The sequence below is a fragment of the Paenibacillus sp. FSL R10-2771 genome (genome assembly GCF_038000205.1).
Lineage (GTDB): Bacteria > Bacillota > Bacilli > Paenibacillales > Paenibacillaceae > Paenibacillus_AQ > Paenibacillus_AQ phytohabitans.
The window spans coordinates 7,480,404-7,499,560 of the sequence record NZ_JBBOBM010000001.1; the positions used below are offsets into that span (position 1 = coordinate 7,480,404).

Below are 19,157 nucleotides of genomic sequence, written 5' to 3' on the forward strand. Positions count from 1 at the left end.
AGCCGGACAGGTTTTATACATGCGATGCGATTGGTTAATTAATGCACGCGTGCTTTCTCGACTTTTTTCCACTTGCGGTTCTGATTGGAGGTCTCAGGAAACGTGTCGCCCTTCTCCATTTCAATCCGCTTGGGATTCTGGATCTCGGTATGGAAGCTGCGCGCCTCGCCTACTTCTGTATAAACCCCCGGATTGGGGGCTTTATCGCCCTTTTCGTACTCTGTTTTCTCGCCCATAGTATGATAAGCCTCCTTCTGTAAAGTGGTGAAGCGGTTATATTGTGGCCTTGCAGAGACATCTTCATGTAATTAATATCGGTCCATGATCTGGTGCGTATGAATAAAGCTTGCATTCATCAGTGGGATTTGGTATATTGATTTGGTGCGAGTCTATGTTTGTGCTCGTTCCTTGCTCCTGACGTGATCAGGGGCCTCAGACCATAAGGAGGTGAAAATTATGCGCAAATATGAAGTCATGTACATTATTCGTCCTGACATTGAACAAGAAGCCGTTCAAGCAGCAGTCGAAAAATTCCAAGGCATCATCTCCAACGGCGGAGAAATTACAAAGCACGATGTGCAAGGTAAACGCCGTCTTGCGTATGAGATCAAGAAATTCCGTGATGGCGTTTATGTTTTGGTTAACTTCAATGCAGAACCTGCAGTAGTTACCGAATTGGAACGTCTCATGAAGATTTCCGACGAAGTAATTCGTTATCTCATTACGAACGACGTTGCCTAAGATATTGACAAGCTTTGTAACGAATCGCGCTATAAGGAGGGGATTGAATTGTTGAACCGTATCATTCTGATCGGTCGGTTGACCCGTGACCCGGAACTTCGTTATACTCCCGCTGGTGTTGCCGTAACGCAGTTTACGCTTGCCGTAGACCGCAACTTTACGGGCCAGAACGGTGAACGCGAAGCGGACTTTATCCCGGTAGTAACCTGGAGACAGCTGGCTGAGACCTGTGCCAATTACTTGCGCAAAGGACGACTGGCAGCCGTAGAAGGACGCATCCAAGTACGGAATTACGAGAATAATGAAGGTAAACGTGTATACGTCACTGAAGTTATTGCTGATAATGTCCGATTCCTGGAATCCTCGCAGAACCGTGAAGGCGGAAATGCACCAAGTGGTGGAAGTACTCCCGAAGAGCCTGCCTTTGGTGGCGGCGGTAACGGCGGTAACAGTGCACGCGGAAATAACAACAATTTCTCGCGTAACAACAATACTCAAGATCCTTTTTCAGGCGATGGAAAACCGATCGATATATCGGACGATGATTTGCCATTTTAATAAGGAAGGACTGAACTGAACATGGCTTTTAAACCAAGAGAAGGCGCGGACAACGACAAAAGACCGGCACGTCGTGGTGGACGCAACAAGCGTAAAAAAGTGTGCTACTTCACTGTGAACAAGATTACTCACATTGACTATAAAGACACTGAGCTTCTTAAGAAGTTCATCAGCGAACGCGGAAAGATTTTGCCGCGTCGTGTAACTGGTACAAGTGCAAAATACCAACGCGCTCTGACCATTGCTGTAAAACGCTCGCGTCAAATCGCGCTGCTACCTTACACAACGGAATAGGACGTTTTATGAAGCAGCCGGCTAAGCCGGCTGCTTTTTTGCATGCATACAAAAGAAATACGCGGGCAAAAACTGTATAATAGGGGCAGAATACTAGCTATATAGATTGAACTTGAAAATATTCTCTGGAGTCACGGCAATCCCATAATAGAAAAAATACAAGTTCAATCTATATAGGCCATTTAAATAAAACTTGGAGGAATGAACAATGATCAGCGCAAGTCCTTACATCATTATTGAGCACGTGCAGGAGTCTGTGGAGTACTACAAGAGCGTTTTTGGCGGAGAGATCAAGGTTCTGAATGAACATAATGGCAAGCTGCTGCATGCTGAGCTGCATTTGGGGCAGACACTGATTCATTTCTCCGATGATTACGGCAAAGGTGCCAAGACAGAGAATGTAAGTGTTATTCTGGGGCTTGACAACGAAGATGAGATGCGGGCGATTTATGAGAAACTGAGCTCAGAGGGCGGGCAGGTCAAGGTGGAGCTGCAAAAAACCTTCTTCGGCGCACTTCATGGACAGGTTACCGACGGTAAAAACGGAATTACATGGGTAATGAATTGCTTTGCCGGCAATTGACAACCGGATTCCAGATGTAGTAAATTACAGGTATCCTATAACTAAAGGGGAAATTTTGATGTTGGTGAGCGTTCTTAACTAAGCAACTTCATATCATTCCGGCAGTAAGCCGCAGCGTGCTCCAATCATTGCCAGGAGCATGTCTTGTTAGACTATGTCCAGGTGACATGTCTGATTAGCCGCGGGCTGTAAGAATGAATGATTTAGTTAAGAACACACGCGAAGCGTCATGATGGCCTCTTTACGGCTATTATTCTCTTTGTGATTAACCGTGCTCTTTGCAGCACGGTTTTTTCTGTTTTCAGGAGCTTTTCATCCAGCGGGTGGGGCCAGTACCTGAAGCCGAAGAGGAGAATAGCAATCAAAAGAGGGCGAAGATTGCCGCAGTGGCGGGTCTTCGCCCTTTTTGCGTTAGGGAGCAGGCCTGAAATACAGGCATCTATACAAGGAGGAATCAGAGTGAATCTACAGAGTATGAACACCTTGGAATACGAGACAATCAAACAGGAATTAATGCGCCATGCCGTATCCTATGAAGGGAGAAGATATGTGAGCGAGCTTGCGCCGATGACCTATCTGCCGGCTATACACCGCGCACTGGATGAAGCGGACGAAGCCAAAGAACTGCTGGAGCGGGGGGCGAGTGTGCCCATTCCGTCACTGGAAGGCATTGAGTGGGTTCTGTCACTGCTTGGAACGGGTTATCTGTACAATGAGCAGGATTTTACCGCAGTATCCGTGTTCCTGCACAGCTGCGGACAGCTGCGCAAGTATATGGCATCCAAGGAGCAGAGTGCGCCGCGTATTGCTGCTTACGGAGCTTCTCTGCAGGAGCTGAGTTCTGTCAGGGATGAGATCGAACGTTGTATCCGGCTGGGTGTTATTGACGATCAGGCCAGTAAAGGACTGGAGCGGGTACGCAAACGGCTGGCTGTGGCCAAGGATCGACTGCACCGAAAGCTGGAGAGTATTATGGCGCGCCATAAGTCCATCCTTCAGGAGAGTCTGATCAGCATGCGAGGCGGCCGGTATGTGATTCCGGTGAAACGGGAGTATCACAAGCAAATCAAGGGTTCCGTGCTGGATCAGTCAACCAGCGGGCAGACCGTCTTCGTAGAGCCAGACGAGGTGGCCTCCCTTCAGGGGGAGATTGAGCTATTGTCAGCTGATGAAGCCCGGGAGGAAGGAATCATCCTAAGTATGCTGACAGGGCTGCTAGAGCAGGAACAGGCGGCTCTGCGGCTGAATATTGAAGTAACCGGCACCTATGATTTCATCTTCGCCAAGGGAAAGTATGCCAGGGTTCTTAATGCCCGGACGGTCTCACTGAATGAACGCGGCTTCCTGCGGATGAATGGAGGCAGGCATCCTCTGCTCAAGGATATGGTGCCGGTCAGTCTGGAGTTTGGTCAGGGCTACAAATCTCTGATCGTAACCGGCCCCAATACAGGCGGCAAAACAGTAGTACTCAAAACGCTGGGCCTGCTGTCGTTGATGGCGCAATCCGGTCTGTTGGTGCCGGTTGCGCCGGACAGTGATTTTACTGTGTTCAGCAATGTAATTAGCGTAATTGGCGATGGTCAGAGTCTGACGCAGTCGCTCAGTACCTTCTCTGCACAAATGAAGAGTATAGAAGGAATGCTTAGTGATGCCGGCAGAGGCGTACTTCTGCTGATTGATGAGCTGGCGGCAGGTACCGACCCCGGGGAAGGGTTCGCACTTTCGATTGCTATTCTGGAGGAGCTGAACCGTAAGGGTGCTAATATTGTGGTAACCACCCACTTCAACGAACTTAAGGTATTTGCTGCAGCTACACCGGGATTTCAGAATGCACGGATGGAGTTCGATAAAGAGACTCTGCAGCCGCTGTACCGGCTGACGATTGGCGAAGCGGGCGATAGCTATGCCTTGCAGATTGCCGAGCAGCTCGGCATAAACAAACCGGTTATTGAGCGTGCCAAACAGCTTGTAGCCGAGCAGCAGGAGCATAGAGGCAGCCAGAGGCCGTGGAATAGCCCTTACAGACAGGAACAGAGTTCAAGAGCTGCTGATGCAGAGAAGAGGAACGCTGCGTCTCAGAGCGGCAATCCGGATCAAAACCGGGATGATGCAGCTGATGCGGGGCACAGCGTGCCGGCGGCGAAGCCCGATTTTGAAGTGGGAGATGCTGTTTACGTCACTACCCTGGGGCGCACGGGAATTGTATATATGAAGAAGGACAGCCGGGGGATGGTCGGAGTGATGATCCAGAAACAGAAAATAACCGTAAACCATAAGCGCTTGAAGCCATATCTTTCCAAAGAGGAGCTATACCCGGAGGATTATGATTTTGATATTATTTTCGAGAGCAAGGATACCCGCAAGAAGCGCAAACTGATGCAGAAGAGGCATGTTGAGGGCCTTAGCATCATACATCCCGATGAGGAAAAATAAGTGTGAATACTCCAGAAGTCTGCCCGTCAGGGCAGGCTTTTTTCACATTTCACGGGGGCTTCTGCAGACCGAATAGAAATTAAAGGCTTCACTTTAGAGCGAATATTGGTTATCCTCTATTATGTGGCATATTCAAATGTCCATGAGCTGAACAATCAGAGTTATAGTAAAATTCAGTGTAGAAACCGCTTACATTAAAGCGTGATGGAACCCGGGAGGGAAGAAATATATGTCAAAACATATCATCGGCCGGCTAATGCTCCCGCTTATGCTTGCGGTGGCGTTGTCTGCATGCAGCGGACCAAGCCCAGGCGCCGAGTCTTATATGACGCGCTTAAGCAAAACAGCCGATGAACCTATAGCAGGCGGGACAGTAACATATGGATATTCATCTGCGTTTCAAGGCAATTTCGAACCGGCCTTTATTGAAGGGGAAGACGATGCAAATGTGCTTGAATTCACTACGGAAGCCATGTTCAAAGTCAACGATGACCTGTCTACGGCTCCTAACATTGCCACTTGGCAGGAATCCGAGGATCATACGGTATTTACGTTCACCATCAAACCCGGTGTCCGCTGGCATAACGGCGATGAGCTGACCGTGGAGGACTGGAAGTTTGCTCTGGAGACCATCGCCAGCCCGGATTATCCGGGCTCCAGGTATTATAGCGTGGAAATGATTAAGGGAGCCGAAGCTTACCACCTGGGGGAGGCCAAGGAAATCACCGGACTCAAGGTGATGGACCCGTATACGCTGCGCATTACGATGAATTCAGCGCGGGCAAACATGATCGATAATCTGTGGGCCTATCCGATGAACAAGAGGTATTTCGAGGGCGTCGCAGTAAAGGATATGTTGGACAGTGATCAGGTGCGTAAGCAGCCTATTGGTACCGGTCCTTTCATGATTAAGGCTATTGTACCGGGTGAGAGTGTCGAGATGGTACGGTTCGATGATTATTATAAAGGGGAAGCTCTGCTGGACGGTGTAACCTACAAGGTCATTGACAGCAAGGACATGACGGCCCTGCTTGAAGCCGGAAGCATCGATATCGGTACCCTTCCGCGGGATGCTTACCAGGCTGCAGGCCTGCTGAACAATGTGGAGATCAAAGTGACACCGGGGCTTTCTTATGAATATATAGGGTTCAAGTTTGGACACTGGGATGATGAGAGCGGCCAGGTGGTGATGGATAATCCCAAATTCCAGGATAAGCGGCTCCGCAAAGCGATGTATTATGCGCTTGACCGGCAAGGTATTATTGATAAATATTCCTATGGCCTGGGAACACTGATTGAGACCCCTATTCCCAGCTCAAGCTGGGCTAAGATCGATGACCAGGAAATAGATACCTATGCCTATCTTCCGGAGAAGGCAGAGACCCTGCTGGATGAGGCAGGATATCTCGATACGGACGGAGACGGGCTCCGCGAGGATCCAAGCGGTAAGAAATTCACGATTCATTACGACGCGATGTCCGGCAGCAAAACAGCAGAGGCGCGTACTGCAGCGATTCTGCAGAACTGGCATGATGTCGGGCTCAATGTTCAGTTAAACGGCGGGAGCCTGAAGGAGCTGAACAGCTTTTATGAAGCGGTAGAGTCCGATGATCCGTCCGTAGAGCTGTTTAACGGTGTATGGGGGCTGGCCAGCGACCCCGATCCTTCGGGCCTATGGCGGGCAACCGATTCGTGGAATTATCCGCGGTGGACGTCCAAGCGCAGCGAGGAACTCATCCGTGACGGGGTAAGCCTGAAAGCCTACGACCAGGATTTCCGCAAAGAGGTATATTATGAATGGCAGAAGCTGATTAATGACGAGGTTCCGATGATCTTTTTCTCCGAACGCTCTAATATTACCGCGGTTAATAAACGCCTCCAGGGTGTATCTACGAACGCGCTCAGCAATATACGTGATCCGCAGAACTGGTGGATCAAGGAAATCGATTAGATAAATAATGACGGTCCGATCTGTTGCCTAGGCAGGCAGTGCGGGCCGTCATTTTTAATTATTTTTTGGAAATGGGCATCAAAACGGACTTTCCTGCGTCATATACTTTAAGGAATACAGGCGGCTATCGCGCCGATGCTGTCGTTATTTGTTGTTTCTTTTTAGGTGTGAAGTGATTACAATAGAAATATTGTTTATGTGTCAAAGCAGTTTTCCAGGTTTATTCTACAATTAGAACGACCCGAATCCCGGAAAGGGGGAACCATATCCTTAAGCAGGGCAGCGCATAGCAGCAAGAAGAGCCCAGTCATGACTGTCTGAAAGTCCAGGCAGGCATTGTAAATAGAGCACGGCAATCATATGTACAATCCACCATAAAGAAGGAATTATAATTATGAAAAAAATAAAAAAACTGAAGAAAAGATACATTGCACTCATCGTAGCCCTGGTCATTGTAGCCGGAGGATTTTTGTTCCAGAAGCCGCTCGCGGTGCTGGCCTTTGACCTCTTTTTGTCGGATCAGGTGGAAACCAAGCTGGCGGAAGAATCCTACCAGCCTTTGGAGAATAACGGTACAACTACCACAACGGTTAAACCTGCCCCGGTAGTATACAAAAGCGACCCGTTCTCTTTAATGCTCCTGGGTACAGACCAGCGGGGCAATGAAGTGGCACGGTCCGATACGATGATCTATGCCGTCATCCGTCCGGAGGATTATAAGATTCTGCTGATCTCAATCCCCCGTGACACGTACACGGAAATTATCGGGCATGGTGACAATAAGAAGGACAAAATCACGCATGCTTATGCTTTTGGCGGCCAGCAAATGGCTAAAGATACCCTGGAAGCACTGCTGGGCCATGATATTCAATATTATGCCACAATTAATTTTCAGGGCCTGAAGGATGCGGTTGACGCTATTGGCGGTGTTCCGCTGCCGATCAAGAAGGATATTGTCAACAAAGGTGCGGATCATGAGAAATTCACCATTAAGGCCAATAAGTCGAATTATAGTGGTGAAGAGGCGCTTAACTACACCCGTTACCGCGAGGATAGCGACTTCAACCGGACCAAACGCCAGCAGGTATTTATCGATGTAGTAGCGAATAAAATGTTATCAATCAGCCAAATCGGCAACATCCCGGAGCTGCTGGATATTATGGGCGATAATTTCAAAACAGACATACAGCCTTCCACGATTATCAGTCTGGCCAAGAAATTCATGGGCGGCAAGGATATGGATATCTCCAGCTTCACGGTGATGGGCGAAGGCGAACGCATCAATGGCGTGTATTACGATATTGTTGATGAAGAGGACTTGAGTGAAGCTAAGGCCATGATCGATAACTGGATGAATGCCAGCACACCGGTGGACCAGCTAATTGAACCAGGCAAAGCAGAGAATGCCCTGGAGCCTGCGGCTACAGCTACAGCCCAGTAAGGGCGGACACGTACATTCTGTCCCCCATAAAAACAGCAGCCATTCGCAAGGTTAATGGCTGCTGTTTATTGTCTTCATGGTATAATGAAGTGGAACGAATTGCTGTCTCAGGCGTATAACTACGGTGGGCCTTGCAGCACGGAAGGTAGAGCATCATTCCTTCGGAACTCTTTGAGGAGGATCAAGAGATGAATATTGCGTTTTTTTTACTTCCGAAACAGGAGGTAGCTTGCGTTACACTGGATTCGACGCTGCGCCAGACCTTGGAACGGATGGAGTTTCACCGCTATACCGCAGTGCCGATTCTGAACCGGAACGGGGAATATGCCGGAACAGTCACAGAAGGTGATTTGCTCTGGTACATGAAGGAGTCGGGCGGCGCCGTTACTTTTGAGAATGCTTCCAAATATCTGCTTAAGGATGTACCGCTGCGGATGAATAATCTGCCGGTATCCATTGATGCGGATATGGAGGACTTGATTAACCTGGCCAAAGTACAGAACTTTGTACCTGTAGTTGACGACATGAAACGGTTCATTGGTATTGTGCGCCGGAGTCAGATCATCGAATATTGCGAAAAGGTTGTCTCGCGGCAATCCCAGGAATCGTTATAACCTCATCCATATGGCGACAAATGCTTAAGGAACCAAGGCCTGTATTTCCGGCGTAACGGAATGCGGGCCTTTTTTGAAAGGCAGGCTGTAGATACCTTCCGGTATGCCTGTAAAGTCCATGAATCAAGCCCGGATTTAAGGCTCCGCTATGCGGATGATCCGGGAGGCTGGCGTCCGTGTGGCTCGGAAATATTTATGCTATAATGGAGAATAATGCTTTTTGCCGGAGGTAGAGAGACGTGCCCAATGTGCCGAAGGACCTGGACGTGGCCAAACGCGCCAAGGTAATTGAGTGGTTAAAGACCGAAGTAATCGATCAAGTCTCACGGTTATTCAAAGCGTTGTGGGAAGGCAGTACCGCCCGTGTAGGCGACAGCCTGGCCAGCCTGATTATGAGCTCATATATATTGGGGCGCAGACTTGGTATCCCTTATCGTGAACTGGATGACTTGCTGATGGAGAAGCTGAGAAAGCACAGGCAGGAAGGCCATCAGCTGGAAGAATGGTACCAGGATATATCTGCACTAGAAGAACATATGCGTAAGAGGTGAATACTGTTGAAATTTCGCTGGACATCTGTGGCTTGGAGCATAGCTTATCTGCTGCTGCTGTTATCCCTGTCCACCCCATTACTGCTTATCACGACGCTGTTTATGATTATCCCGGCCATTGTGCTCTTTACGACGCTTAGCACGAAGCAGTTTATTCTGCATATAGTGCCGGTCCTGCTGATTGTGGGCCTGATTACACCGTTTTACGTATTGATAGCCATTTATTTCCTGATACCGGCCCTTGTAATGGGACGCCGGTATAAGAAACGCGCATCAGCGATGTCTACGCTAATTGCCGGTATGGTCGCAGTATTAGGTGAATTCCTGCTGATTCTGTTAATCAGTACTACATTCCTGCAGTTTAATTTGTACGATTATGTATACGATGTTCTGCAGACTTATACGGACTGGCTGGCCACTATGGGGGCAAGCAATCCCCTGCTCTCCGAGATCACCATTTCATCGGATCAGATTGGCATGATGAGCTGGATGACCATCCAGGCTATTCCGATGACGCTCATCCTCAGCGCATTTATCATAGCTGTCATTACGCATTCCATTGTCCGTCCGATTCTGAACAGCATGGAATACGCGGTGCCAAGACTGAAGCCTGCACGGGAGTGGAGACTGTCCAGAGCCTTCATCTGGTATTATCTGCTTGGCGTTGTGCTCAGCCTGCTCTTCGGCGGTGCGGACAGCGGCTTCATGCTGATGGTCTCGGCCAATCTGCTGCCGCTGCTGCAAATCGCATTCAAGATTCAAACCATCGGTTTCCTCTTCTTCCTCATACATGAACGGAAGTGGAGCAAGATAGTAGCGCTGCTGCTGGCGATACCTGTTATCGTCCTGCCGGGATTCTGGATTATCGGTGTTGTCGATCTGGCGTTTCCGCTGCGGGAGCTTGTGAAGAAATCGAAACGATAGGGTGAGAGCTCATGCCAAAATTTCTGCAAAGACGCTGGCACGGGTATCATACCGTGTGGGCGTTCTTGCTGCTGCTGGTCCTGATTATAGTGGTCAGTATCTATAACTGGGTCCTCGGTGTTGCCAGCCTCTTCCTGGCCGGCACATTGTGTTTCACCATGCTGCAGGCCGAGCTGTCGTTCCGCCGCAACCTTGTAGATTATATTAACGGCCTCTCCTTCCGCATTAAACGGGTGGAAGGTGAGGCTGTAAGTATGCTTCCCTTAGGGATTATCCTGTACAGTGAAGACCGTACAGTGGAGTGGAATAACCGCAATGCCGGCCATATCTTCTCCCGCAAGACTCTTGTGGGTGAAGATTTGCAGGAGCTGATGCCCGATGTCATTGCTTCTCTGAAGAATATACCGCAGAAGCGCGAACCCGCCAAAGACGGTGCAATGAAGGATCACCGCCAGGAGATCACGGTCGATGACCGTTATTATCAGGTGGTGGTGATTCCAAGTGAACGTCTGCTCTATCTCTACGATATCACTGAGCTGGTGGTCTTGCGTGAGCGGTATGAGGAAGAAAAGCTGGCGATCGGTATTGTAATGATGGACAATCTGGATGAAGCAGCCCAGGGAATGGACGATCAGCAGCGCACGTCGCTGATCGCCAAGGTAGCCAGCGAGATTACGGAGTGGAGCAAGCAGTTTGAAGTCTATCTGCGCCGCCTGTCTTCAGAGCGGTATCTGATGCTGCTGAATCACCGCAGTCTCCAGGCGCTGGAGGAGAGCCGGTTCGTTGTACTCGATGAGGTCCGCGAGATGACGGCTGATCTCAAGGTGCCGATGACGCTCAGCATAGGCCTTGCCTATGGCTCGGAATCGGCCAGTGAGCTCGGAGCTCTTGCCCAGTCGAGTCTGGATATGGCACTGGGCCGGGGCGGAGATCAGGCGGCTGTGAAAGCAGGCCAGCGGCTCTCCTTCTACGGCGGTAAGAGCAATGCCGCAGAGAAACGGACGAGGGTACGGGCACGGGTGATCGCCCATGCCCTGCGCGATCTGATGCAGGAGAGCGACCGGGTGCTGATTATGGGGCACAGGGTGCCTGATATCGATGCTGTAGGTGCGGCAATCGGCCTGCTCAAGGCCGCGCAGATGTACAATGTGGAAGCCAGTATTGTAATGGAGACGCCGAATCCGTCCATTACCCGCATGATGGAGCAGATCCGTAAGGATGAAGCGCTATACAAGACCTTCATCACGACAGAGCAGGCGCTGCAGGTCATGACGGAGCATACGCTGCTAATTGTTGTAGATACACATAAGGCTTCCATGACAATGGAGCCCCGGCTGGTGCAATACGCCAGCCGGATCGTAGTAGTAGACCATCACCGCCGGGGAGAAGAGTTCATCAATGATGCAGTGCTCGTGTATCTGGAGCCTTACGCATCTTCAACCTGTGAGCTGGTGACCGAGCTGCTGCAGTATATTCACGACAAGATCAAGCTCAGTCCGCTGGAGGCTACCATGCTGCTGGCGGGCATCACGGTGGATACGAAGCATTTCGCGCTGCATACCGGGTCGCGGACCTTCGAGGCAGCCGGATTCCTGAGGCGTGTCGGGGCAGATACGATTCTGATTCAGCGCATGCTGAAGGAGGATCTGCAGGAGTACATCTCCAAGGCGGAGATTATCAAGCATGCGCGGATGGTATATGATCATATCGCGCTGGTGGTTACTGCGCCGGGAATGAAAATCCCACAGCTGCTGATTGCCCAGACGGCGGATACGCTGCTGGGGATGACGAATGTGGTTGCCTCATTCGTGATCAGTGAGCGGCCTGACGGCCTGATCGGCATCAGTGCCCGGTCACTGGGGCGGATGAACGTACAAGTGGTTATGGAGAAGCTGGGGGGCGGCGGACATCTGTCCAATGCGGCTGTACAGCTTGAAGGAACCACTAAGGAAGCAGAAGCCAGACTGCTTGCAGTACTGGCCGAAATTGAATCGAAAGAGGGGCTATTCGAATGAAGGTCATTTTCATCAAGGATGTTAAGGGTCAAGGCAAGAAGGGGCAGGTTAAAGAGGTGTCGGAAGGTTATGCAGCCAACTTCCTGCTGCCGCGGGGACTGGTTCGTCCGGCTACCGACGGCAATGTGAAGACGCTGGAGAACCAGGCGGCAGCGGAACAGCGCCGTAAGGACCAGGAGAAAGAGGAAGCTGTTCAGCTCGGCAAGAAGATTGATGAGCTGATCTTGACGCTGAAGGCCAAAGCGGGCGAAGGCGGGCGTCTGTTCGGAGCAATCACCAGCAAACAGATCGGCGAAACGCTGGCGGCTACGCAGGGAATCGTGATCGACAAGCGCAAAATTGAACTGAGCGATCCGATCCGCCATGTAGGCACGTTCCAGGTAACAGTGAAGCTGCACACTGAAGTAAAGGCTAACCTCACGGTGCAGGTAACGGAGGAGTAGAATGGGTGGAGATCTCTTTTTCGATCGGGTTCCCCCGCAGAATCTAGAGGCAGAACAGGCCGTACTAGGTGCGGTTCTGCTGTCGGATGAAGCGCTTATTACCGCGATGGAGCGGGTGAATACCGAAGACTTCTACGACAAACCGCATCAGATGATATTTGAGGCGATGGTGCAGCTCGGAGAAGAGAGCCAGCCGATTGACCTGATTACATTGACATCCCGGCTCCAGGACAAGGGGGAGCTTGAGGATGTCGGCGGTGTCAGCTATTTGGCTAAGCTGGCGCATGCAGTACCGACTGCGGCCAACGTCGACTATTATGCACAGATTATAGAAGAGAAGGCGATGCTGCGGCGGCTGATCCGTACAGCAACGCAGATTGTCAGCGAAGGTTATACGGGCGGCGAAGATGTGGGCATCATGCTGAGTGATGCCGAGCGGCGGATCCTGGAGATCTCTAACCGCCGCAGCGGCAGCGGGTTCATTGCCATCCGTGATGTGCTGATGCAGGTATTCGACCGGGTGGAACTGCTCCATCAGAACAAGGGCGGCACTTCGGGGATTCCCTCAGGGTTTGCCGATCTTGACCATATGACGAACGGTTTCCAGCGTAACGACTTAATCATTGTGGCTGCCCGTCCATCCGTAGGGAAGACGGCATTTGCCCTGAATATCGCCCAGAATGTTGCGGTCCGAGCCAAAGAGACCGTAGCGATCTTCAGTCTGGAAATGTCGGCGCCCCAGCTGGTACAGCGTATGATCTGCGCAGAAGCCAATCTGGACGCCAATATTATGCGTACCGGTGATTTCAAAAGCGATGATGACTGGTCCAAGCTGACCATGGGGATCCAGTCCTTGTCTGAGGCTGAAATTTATATCGATGATACACCGGGGGTTACCGTTACAGATATCCGCGCGAAATGCCGCCGGCTGAAGAAGGAAAAAGGCCTCGGTATGATCGTCATCGACTACCTGCAGCTGATCCAGGGCCGCGGCAAAGCCGGAGAGAACCGCCAGCAGGAAGTATCCGAAATCTCCCGTACCCTGAAGCAGATTGCCCGTGAGCTCGATGTTCCGGTTATTGCCCTGTCCCAGCTCAGCCGTGGTGTGGAGCAGCGTCAGGACAAACGGCCGATGATGAGTGACCTTCGTGAATCGGGTTCGATCGAGCAGGATGCCGATATCGTAGCGTTCCTGTACCGTGACGATTACTACAATCAGGATACCGAGAAGAAGAATATTATTGAAATCATCATTGCCAAACAGCGTAACGGTCCGGTAGGCACGGTAGAGCTGGTATTCCTCAAGAACTTTAACAAGTTCGTCAACTACGAGCGGGCACATGCGGAACCGTTCGCAGGTTAGGCGAATTTCGCACAATACACGAACGATCGCACATCTTCAACTGTGATCGTTCGTTTTTATTTGACTTTAAAAAGTGCCGCTGTTACACTGATTATTGTGCTTTGGCGGGCTAGCCCGCCCTGGTGTCCGGAGGGCTGCGTACATAAGAAGTCCGTACCGAGCCCATATTACAAGTGGAAACAGCTTCGCTGTCCGTATAAAGGGACGGCGGGTTTCAGCGTGGAAATAGAAGGATAATTTATAGCTTAATCATGATAATTTATAGCGTAAGCATATAAATTCTTCTATTTTGAAAAATAATGGTGCTTGCTAGCACCTACGGAGGAATGAACATGTCAACGGTAGTCGTCGTGGGAACACAATGGGGAGACGAAGGCAAAGGAAAGATCACGGATTTTCTGGCAGAGAGTGCAGATGTGGTCGCTCGGTATCAAGGGGGTAACAATGCCGGTCACACGATTCTGATTGACGGGAAGAAGTTCAAGCTCAGCTTGATTCCATCAGGTGTATTTTATAAAGAAAAAACTTGTGTTATCGGCAACGGAATGGTTATCAATCCAGAGGCCCTGATTCAAGAAATTAATTATATTCATGAGAATGGCTTTGATACGAAGAACCTGGTGATCAGCGACCGCGCCCATGTCATTATGCCTTATCATATGCTGCTGGATGCGCTTGAAGAAGACCGCAAGGGTCCGAACAAAATCGGAACCACACGCAAGGGGATTGGCCCGTGCTACATGGATAAAGCCGCCCGCAACGGTATCCGGATTGCCGATCTGATGGACGCCGAGGAATTCGAACTGAGACTTCGTCCGTTGATGGAAGAGAAGAATCAGGTTATCACTCAGGTATATGGTGCAGAGCCGCTGGATGTAGAAGAAATTCTAACCAAATATCTAGAGTATGCTGAAGTGCTGCGCGGTTATGTGACGGATACTTCGGTTGTGCTGAATGATGCTATTGATGCAGATTCCAGAGTATTGTTCGAGGGTGCACAGGGTGTAATGCTTGATATTGACCAGGGTACCTATCCGTTCGTCACTTCATCCAATCCTTCCGCAGGCGGTGTCTGCATCGGTTCGGGCGTTGGCCCGTCCAAGATCAAACAGGTTATTGGTGTGGCTAAAGCCTACACTACCCGCGTTGGCGACGGTCCGTTCCCTACAGAACTGAACGATGCCACTGGTGATTATATCCGTGAAACAGGCCACGAGTACGGTACTGTAACCGGCCGCGCACGCCGTGTGGGCTGGTTCGACAGTGTAGTTGTACGTCATGCCCGCCGCGTAAGCGGAATCACGGGTCTGTCCCTGAACTCGCTGGACGTGCTGAGCGGCCTCGAAACCGTCAAGATCTGCACAGGCTACAAGTTCCGCGGAGAGATCATTACGCATTACCCGGCCAGCCTCAAGATGCTCGCGGAATGCGAAGCTGTCTATGAAGAGCTTCCAGGCTGGAGCGAGGATATTACAAGTGCGAAGACTCTAGACGATCTGCCTGCTAACACTCGCAAATATGTGGAACGTGTATCAGAGCTGACAGGTATTCCAATCTCTATCTTCTCCGTAGGCCGTAACCGGGAACAGACAAATCAGGTACTGCCAATCTATATCTAGATTGAAGCAGAATGAATATGAATTACAGGAGCAGGGGCCTCGGAGGAGGCTCCTGTTTTTGTATTTTGGCAGCTGCTAAGCGGCTTTTCTAGGGATAACAGAGGTTTCCCGGGCCGGGTTCTAGTCAATACTGGGAGAATAGGATCACCAAGGACTGATTCTCCGGAGTTGAATAGAGCAGGGCATAAGGGAGCGATGATGATGAAACTAATGAAACGGACGCTTGGCATATGTATGATTGTTGTACTGGCCAGCGGGTTGTCCATGCTGACGACTGCGTATGTGGTCAATACGTATATCCAGTCAGTGCTGGCAGGCTTTGATATTAAGGTAGACGGGCCTGAGCCGGGTATGCTTGGCTTCGTGAAGAGTCTGACGGGGATGGGAAGCAGCAGTTCCTCGTCTACGGATACTAAGGATACTAAGGATACAATTAAAGAGGCAGACTCAAGCAAGGTGGACGGAGAAAAAGGAACTGGCGGAGATTCTCCCGCGAGTGAAACCGGGGATACGGTGGACGAAACGGTGCCTGAGGATGCGCTGCCTGTAATGGGACAAGCGGCGGCCGGAGAAGAACAGAGTGACCGTGCACTGGATCAGGAGCTGGTGATGACGCCGGGTGCACTAAACGACTTGAAGGAGAATATTCCCGCCGATGAGAAATCCAATATTTTCAATATTCTGATGAATAAGCTCCCGCAGGAGGAAATGCTAAAGATTTCCTCGGCTATGGAAGACGGGTTGACAGAGAGTGAGGTAAAGGAACTGCAGGAGATCATTGCGAGGTATGTGGATGAGGAGGAATATGAGTCCTTAATGAAAATGCTTACACCTGATTCTGTACCCTCCACGCAAAATTAATAAATGTCACTTTTTGGACACGGTATATCTGTTTAAAACGCATATTTTGGGATTAAACCCGCGATTTTCGCGGGTTTTGTTGTGTGAAGAAAGTTGAAATTTTTCTTCAGGCTATGGTACAGTAAAAAAGGACTATGAGGGGTTAATATTTTGTAACCTTTTCCGGGCCCAAAAAAGCAGCAATATTCATACTCATGCAAACAGATAAATAGATGACGTACAACATATAAAAGGGGCTCTAAAAATAAGTTTATCCGCTAAGGCGGACCGTATGGGCGGACTGAAAGGGAGAGTTTCATGAAAGGTTTTAAGTTTATGCGCCGGATGGGGAAACTGCGGAACAGCGAAGAAACATCCGCAGGGTCCGGTGCAGCAGGTCAACAGGGCAATAGCACTGCCAGCGAACTCCGGGTCTTTCAGCCGGAAACCAAACCACGCAGACTCCGGCGTTCATGGATAGTGGCTACTGCCGGTCTGGTTCTTCTGACTACCTTCTTAATCGGAGCGGAGAAGAAACATGTTGCGGCGAATACAGTAACCTACTACAAGGTGCTGGTGAAAGGCGAAGAGATCGGAACTTTAAGTCAGGATTCGGATCTTAACAAGCTGTTTGAAGCGAAGAGACGGGAATATCAGCTTAAGTATCCGGATTCCGTCATGGTGCTGCAAACCAGCGGTATCACGACAGAGGCAGCCGAGGCGTACAAACCGGAGATCGACAGCGAAGCTACACTGGACAAGCTGGATGGCATGCTCAAAGCCTATGCGGTAGGCGTGGAATTGACGGTTGATGGCAAACCGCTCGGGATCGTGAAGGATCAGGAGACGGCAGCCGCGGTACTCGAGGCCGTGAAGGCGCATTATATTCCGCAGGCTGTAGCCACTGGCGCGAAGCTGATGAAGACGGCGGCCAAGACGACAGCAGCAGCATCAGCTAAGGCAGACCAAGTGGAATCGGCGGCCATCCGCGAGGAAGTCAGCATTGTTCCGGTCAAGGCAGACCCCAACAAGGTGCTTAGTGTAGAGGAAGCCGTGAAGGTGCTGACCGAAGGCAAGGAAGAGCCGCTGGTCTACTCGGTTCAGGAAGGAGACACGGTCTCTGCCATCGCTTCCAGATTCCAGATTACCCAGGCCGATATCTTCCGCAACAATCCTGCCGTCAAGGAACTTAGCCTGCAGATCGGGGATCAGTTGCAACTGACGGTTCCCCAGCCTGATCTTACGGTCGTGACTGTGGAGCAGGTAACTGAACAAGTAGTTACAGAGCCTGAAGTCATTGTACGCAAAAGCGATCAGCTGGCGGCAGGCAAGAGAAAGGTGGTCCGTGCCGGTCAGACGGGACTCAAGACGATGCAATACAGGCTGACCAAAGAAAATGGACTGGTTGTCAAAGAAGAATGGCTCGGACAGACGGTTGTGAAGGCTTCGCTGCCTGAAGTGGTCTATTCTGGTACAAAGGTTGTAGGTGAAGGAACGGGAATGTTCGCCTGGCCGGTTACCGGAGCTACGATATCCAGCAGTTACGGCGAGCGTTGGGGACGTGCACATAAGGGACTGGATATTGTATCCGGCAACCGTACAATCAAAGCCGCTGATGCCGGTACGGTAAGCTTTGCCGGTGTGCAGAGCGGATACGGTAATGTGGTTATCGTCAATCACAACAATGGATACGTTACTTACTACGGACATTTAAGCAGAATCTCCGTCTCCGTCGGCCAGAAGCTTGGACAGGGCAGCCAAATAGGCATTATGGGCAACACCGGCCGCTCAACCGGAACACATCTGCACTTCGAAATCCGCAAGAATGGAACAGCGGTCAACCCTATGAAATATCTGAAATAATATATATATTTTAAGCTCCGCTTATAGAATGACCAGCCGTCCGGATAATTTCGGGCGGTTTTTATTTAGTTAGATGTGACGCCCGTACAGGTATGTTAAAATAAAGGAATCAAGGACCTGAGTATCGTTAGAAAGGTGAAGCTGAGCATATGCAAATGGGCACGATTCTGGTAGTGGATGATGAACAACCTATTGCTGATATATTGAAATTCAATCTGGAAAAAGAGGGCTATGAGGTTATCTGTGCGTTTGACGGCAACAGTGCGGTTGAGCTGGCCCTGTCCAGACGCCCCGACCTGATGCTGCTAGACCTGATGCTGCCCGGCAAGGACGGGATGGACGTGTGCCGTGAGGTGCGCTCTGCACATCTGGATATTCCGATCATCATGCTGACCGCCAAGGACGGAGAAATTGATAAAGTGCTGGGCCTGGAGCTGGGCGCCGATGACTATGTAACTAAGCCGTTCAGTACGCGTGAGCTGCTGGCCAGAGTCAAAGCCCAGATGCGCCGCCAGCATAAGCCGGCCTTATCCGAAACGCCGAACGAAAGCGTGGAGAGCAAGCAGGGTGTATATCATTTCGGCTTATTCATCGATACGGATATGTATTTGGTCTACAAAGACGGCGAGCCGCTGGATCTGACGCACCGTGAATACGAACTGCTGTATTATATGATTCGCCATGCCGGTAAAGTAATGACCCGGGAGCATCTGCTGCAGGCCGTTTGGGGCTTCGAATATTTCGGTGATGTGCGGACTGTGGATGTAACGATCCGCCGGCTCAGAGAAAAAATTGAGGAGAATCCCAGCAAGCCGGAATATATATTCACACGGCGCGGACTCGGTTATTTGATGCATAGCCCCAAAAGCGGAGGGCTGTGATGAAAGCACTGTCCTTTTTCCGGACGATTCAGGCCAGGCTTAT

At 50.5% G+C, this 19,157-nt stretch carries 18 protein-coding genes; 17 read left to right on the forward strand and 1 reads right to left on the reverse strand.

The genetic code is table 11. From position 1 onward, the window contains the following. Window positions 1-38 precede the first annotated feature (38 nt). Window positions 39-236 (reverse strand): YjzC family protein, encoded by a 198-nt coding sequence (locus NSU14_RS32435; protein WP_039295806.1) that lies wholly within the window; start codon window positions 234-236, stop codon window positions 39-41. A 220-nt stretch (window positions 237-456) separates the two neighbouring features. Here NSU14_RS32435 and rpsF point away from each other — a divergent pair, with 220 nt between their 5' ends. From rpsF to yycF, 17 genes are all read left to right on the forward strand, one after another. Next, complete coding sequence (gene rpsF / locus NSU14_RS32440) at window positions 457-741, forward strand: 30S ribosomal protein S6 (protein ID WP_038598251.1); 285 nt, start codon at window positions 457-459, stop codon at window positions 739-741. Window positions 742-789: 48 nt separating this feature from the next. Next, window positions 790-1,299, forward strand: a complete 510-nt coding sequence (gene ssb / locus NSU14_RS32445) for a single-stranded DNA-binding protein (RefSeq protein WP_039295814.1) — start codon at window positions 790-792, stop codon at window positions 1,297-1,299. A gap of 21 nt (window positions 1,300-1,320) precedes the next feature. Then, window positions 1,321-1,593 carry a 30S ribosomal protein S18 gene (gene rpsR / locus NSU14_RS32450; protein ID WP_036699837.1) on the forward strand — a complete coding sequence of 91 codons (273 nt, stop codon included), beginning with the start codon at window positions 1,321-1,323 and terminating at the stop codon, window positions 1,591-1,593. Between the two features lie 208 nt (window positions 1,594-1,801). Next, window positions 1,802-2,176: a VOC family protein gene (locus NSU14_RS32455; protein WP_042140595.1), complete on the forward strand. Its 375-nt coding sequence runs from the start codon at window positions 1,802-1,804 to the stop codon at window positions 2,174-2,176. A 459-nt stretch (window positions 2,177-2,635) separates the two neighbouring features. Then, window positions 2,636-4,609 (forward strand): endonuclease MutS2, encoded by a 1,974-nt coding sequence (locus NSU14_RS32460; RefSeq protein ID WP_340948508.1) that lies wholly within the window; start codon window positions 2,636-2,638, stop codon window positions 4,607-4,609. Between the two features lie 229 nt (window positions 4,610-4,838). Continuing rightward, window positions 4,839-6,560, forward strand: a complete 1,722-nt coding sequence (opp4A, locus tag NSU14_RS32465; protein WP_042140593.1) for an oligopeptide ABC transporter substrate-binding protein — start codon at window positions 4,839-4,841, stop codon at window positions 6,558-6,560. Between the two features lie 394 nt (window positions 6,561-6,954). Further along, the gene (locus NSU14_RS32470; protein ID WP_042140592.1) at window positions 6,955-8,001 is read left to right on the forward strand and encodes an LCP family protein; all 1,047 of its coding nucleotides are present in this window, start codon (window positions 6,955-6,957) and stop codon (window positions 7,999-8,001) included. A 188-nt stretch (window positions 8,002-8,189) separates the two neighbouring features. Continuing rightward, complete coding sequence (locus tag NSU14_RS32475) at window positions 8,190-8,615, forward strand: CBS domain-containing protein (protein WP_039295831.1); 426 nt, start codon at window positions 8,190-8,192, stop codon at window positions 8,613-8,615. 248 nt (window positions 8,616-8,863) lie between these two features. Further along, a complete protein-coding gene (locus NSU14_RS32480; RefSeq protein ID WP_171717780.1) occupies window positions 8,864-9,166 on the forward strand; it encodes a MazG-like family protein in 303 nt (100 codons plus the stop codon). 27 nt (window positions 9,167-9,193) lie between these two features. Beyond that, window positions 9,194-10,090 carry a DUF2232 domain-containing protein gene (locus NSU14_RS32485; protein ID WP_340948510.1) on the forward strand — a complete coding sequence of 299 codons (897 nt, stop codon included), beginning with the start codon at window positions 9,194-9,196 and terminating at the stop codon, window positions 10,088-10,090. A gap of 11 nt (window positions 10,091-10,101) precedes the next feature. After that, window positions 10,102-12,105, forward strand: coding sequence for a DHH family phosphoesterase (locus NSU14_RS32490; RefSeq protein WP_340948511.1), 2,004 nt, complete (start codon window positions 10,102-10,104; stop codon window positions 12,103-12,105). Next, window positions 12,102-12,548 carry a 50S ribosomal protein L9 gene (gene rplI, locus NSU14_RS32495; RefSeq protein ID WP_340948513.1) on the forward strand — a complete coding sequence of 149 codons (447 nt, stop codon included), beginning with the start codon at window positions 12,102-12,104 and terminating at the stop codon, window positions 12,546-12,548. Before NSU14_RS32490 ends, rplI begins: the two co-directional genes overlap by 4 nt. A 1-nt stretch (window position 12,549) precedes the next feature. After that, on the forward strand, window positions 12,550-13,911 hold the full coding sequence (dnaB, locus tag NSU14_RS32500; RefSeq protein ID WP_042140590.1) for a replicative DNA helicase: 1,362 nt from the start codon (window positions 12,550-12,552) through the stop codon (window positions 13,909-13,911). 332 nt (window positions 13,912-14,243) lie between these two features. Beyond that, window positions 14,244-15,530, forward strand: coding sequence for an adenylosuccinate synthase (locus tag NSU14_RS32505; RefSeq protein ID WP_042140589.1), 1,287 nt, complete (start codon window positions 14,244-14,246; stop codon window positions 15,528-15,530). Window positions 15,531-15,698: 168 nt separating this feature from the next. Then, a complete protein-coding gene (locus NSU14_RS32510) occupies window positions 15,699-16,391 on the forward strand; it encodes a hypothetical protein (protein WP_340948514.1) in 693 nt (230 codons plus the stop codon). Window positions 16,392-16,688: 297 nt separating this feature from the next. Further along, on the forward strand, window positions 16,689-18,233 hold the full coding sequence (locus NSU14_RS32515; protein ID WP_340948515.1) for a M23 family metallopeptidase: 1,545 nt from the start codon (window positions 16,689-16,691) through the stop codon (window positions 18,231-18,233). A 149-nt stretch (window positions 18,234-18,382) separates the two neighbouring features. After that, window positions 18,383-19,114, forward strand: coding sequence for a response regulator YycF (gene yycF, locus NSU14_RS32520; RefSeq protein ID WP_039295853.1), 732 nt, complete (start codon window positions 18,383-18,385; stop codon window positions 19,112-19,114). Window positions 19,115-19,157: the final 43 nt, after the last annotated feature.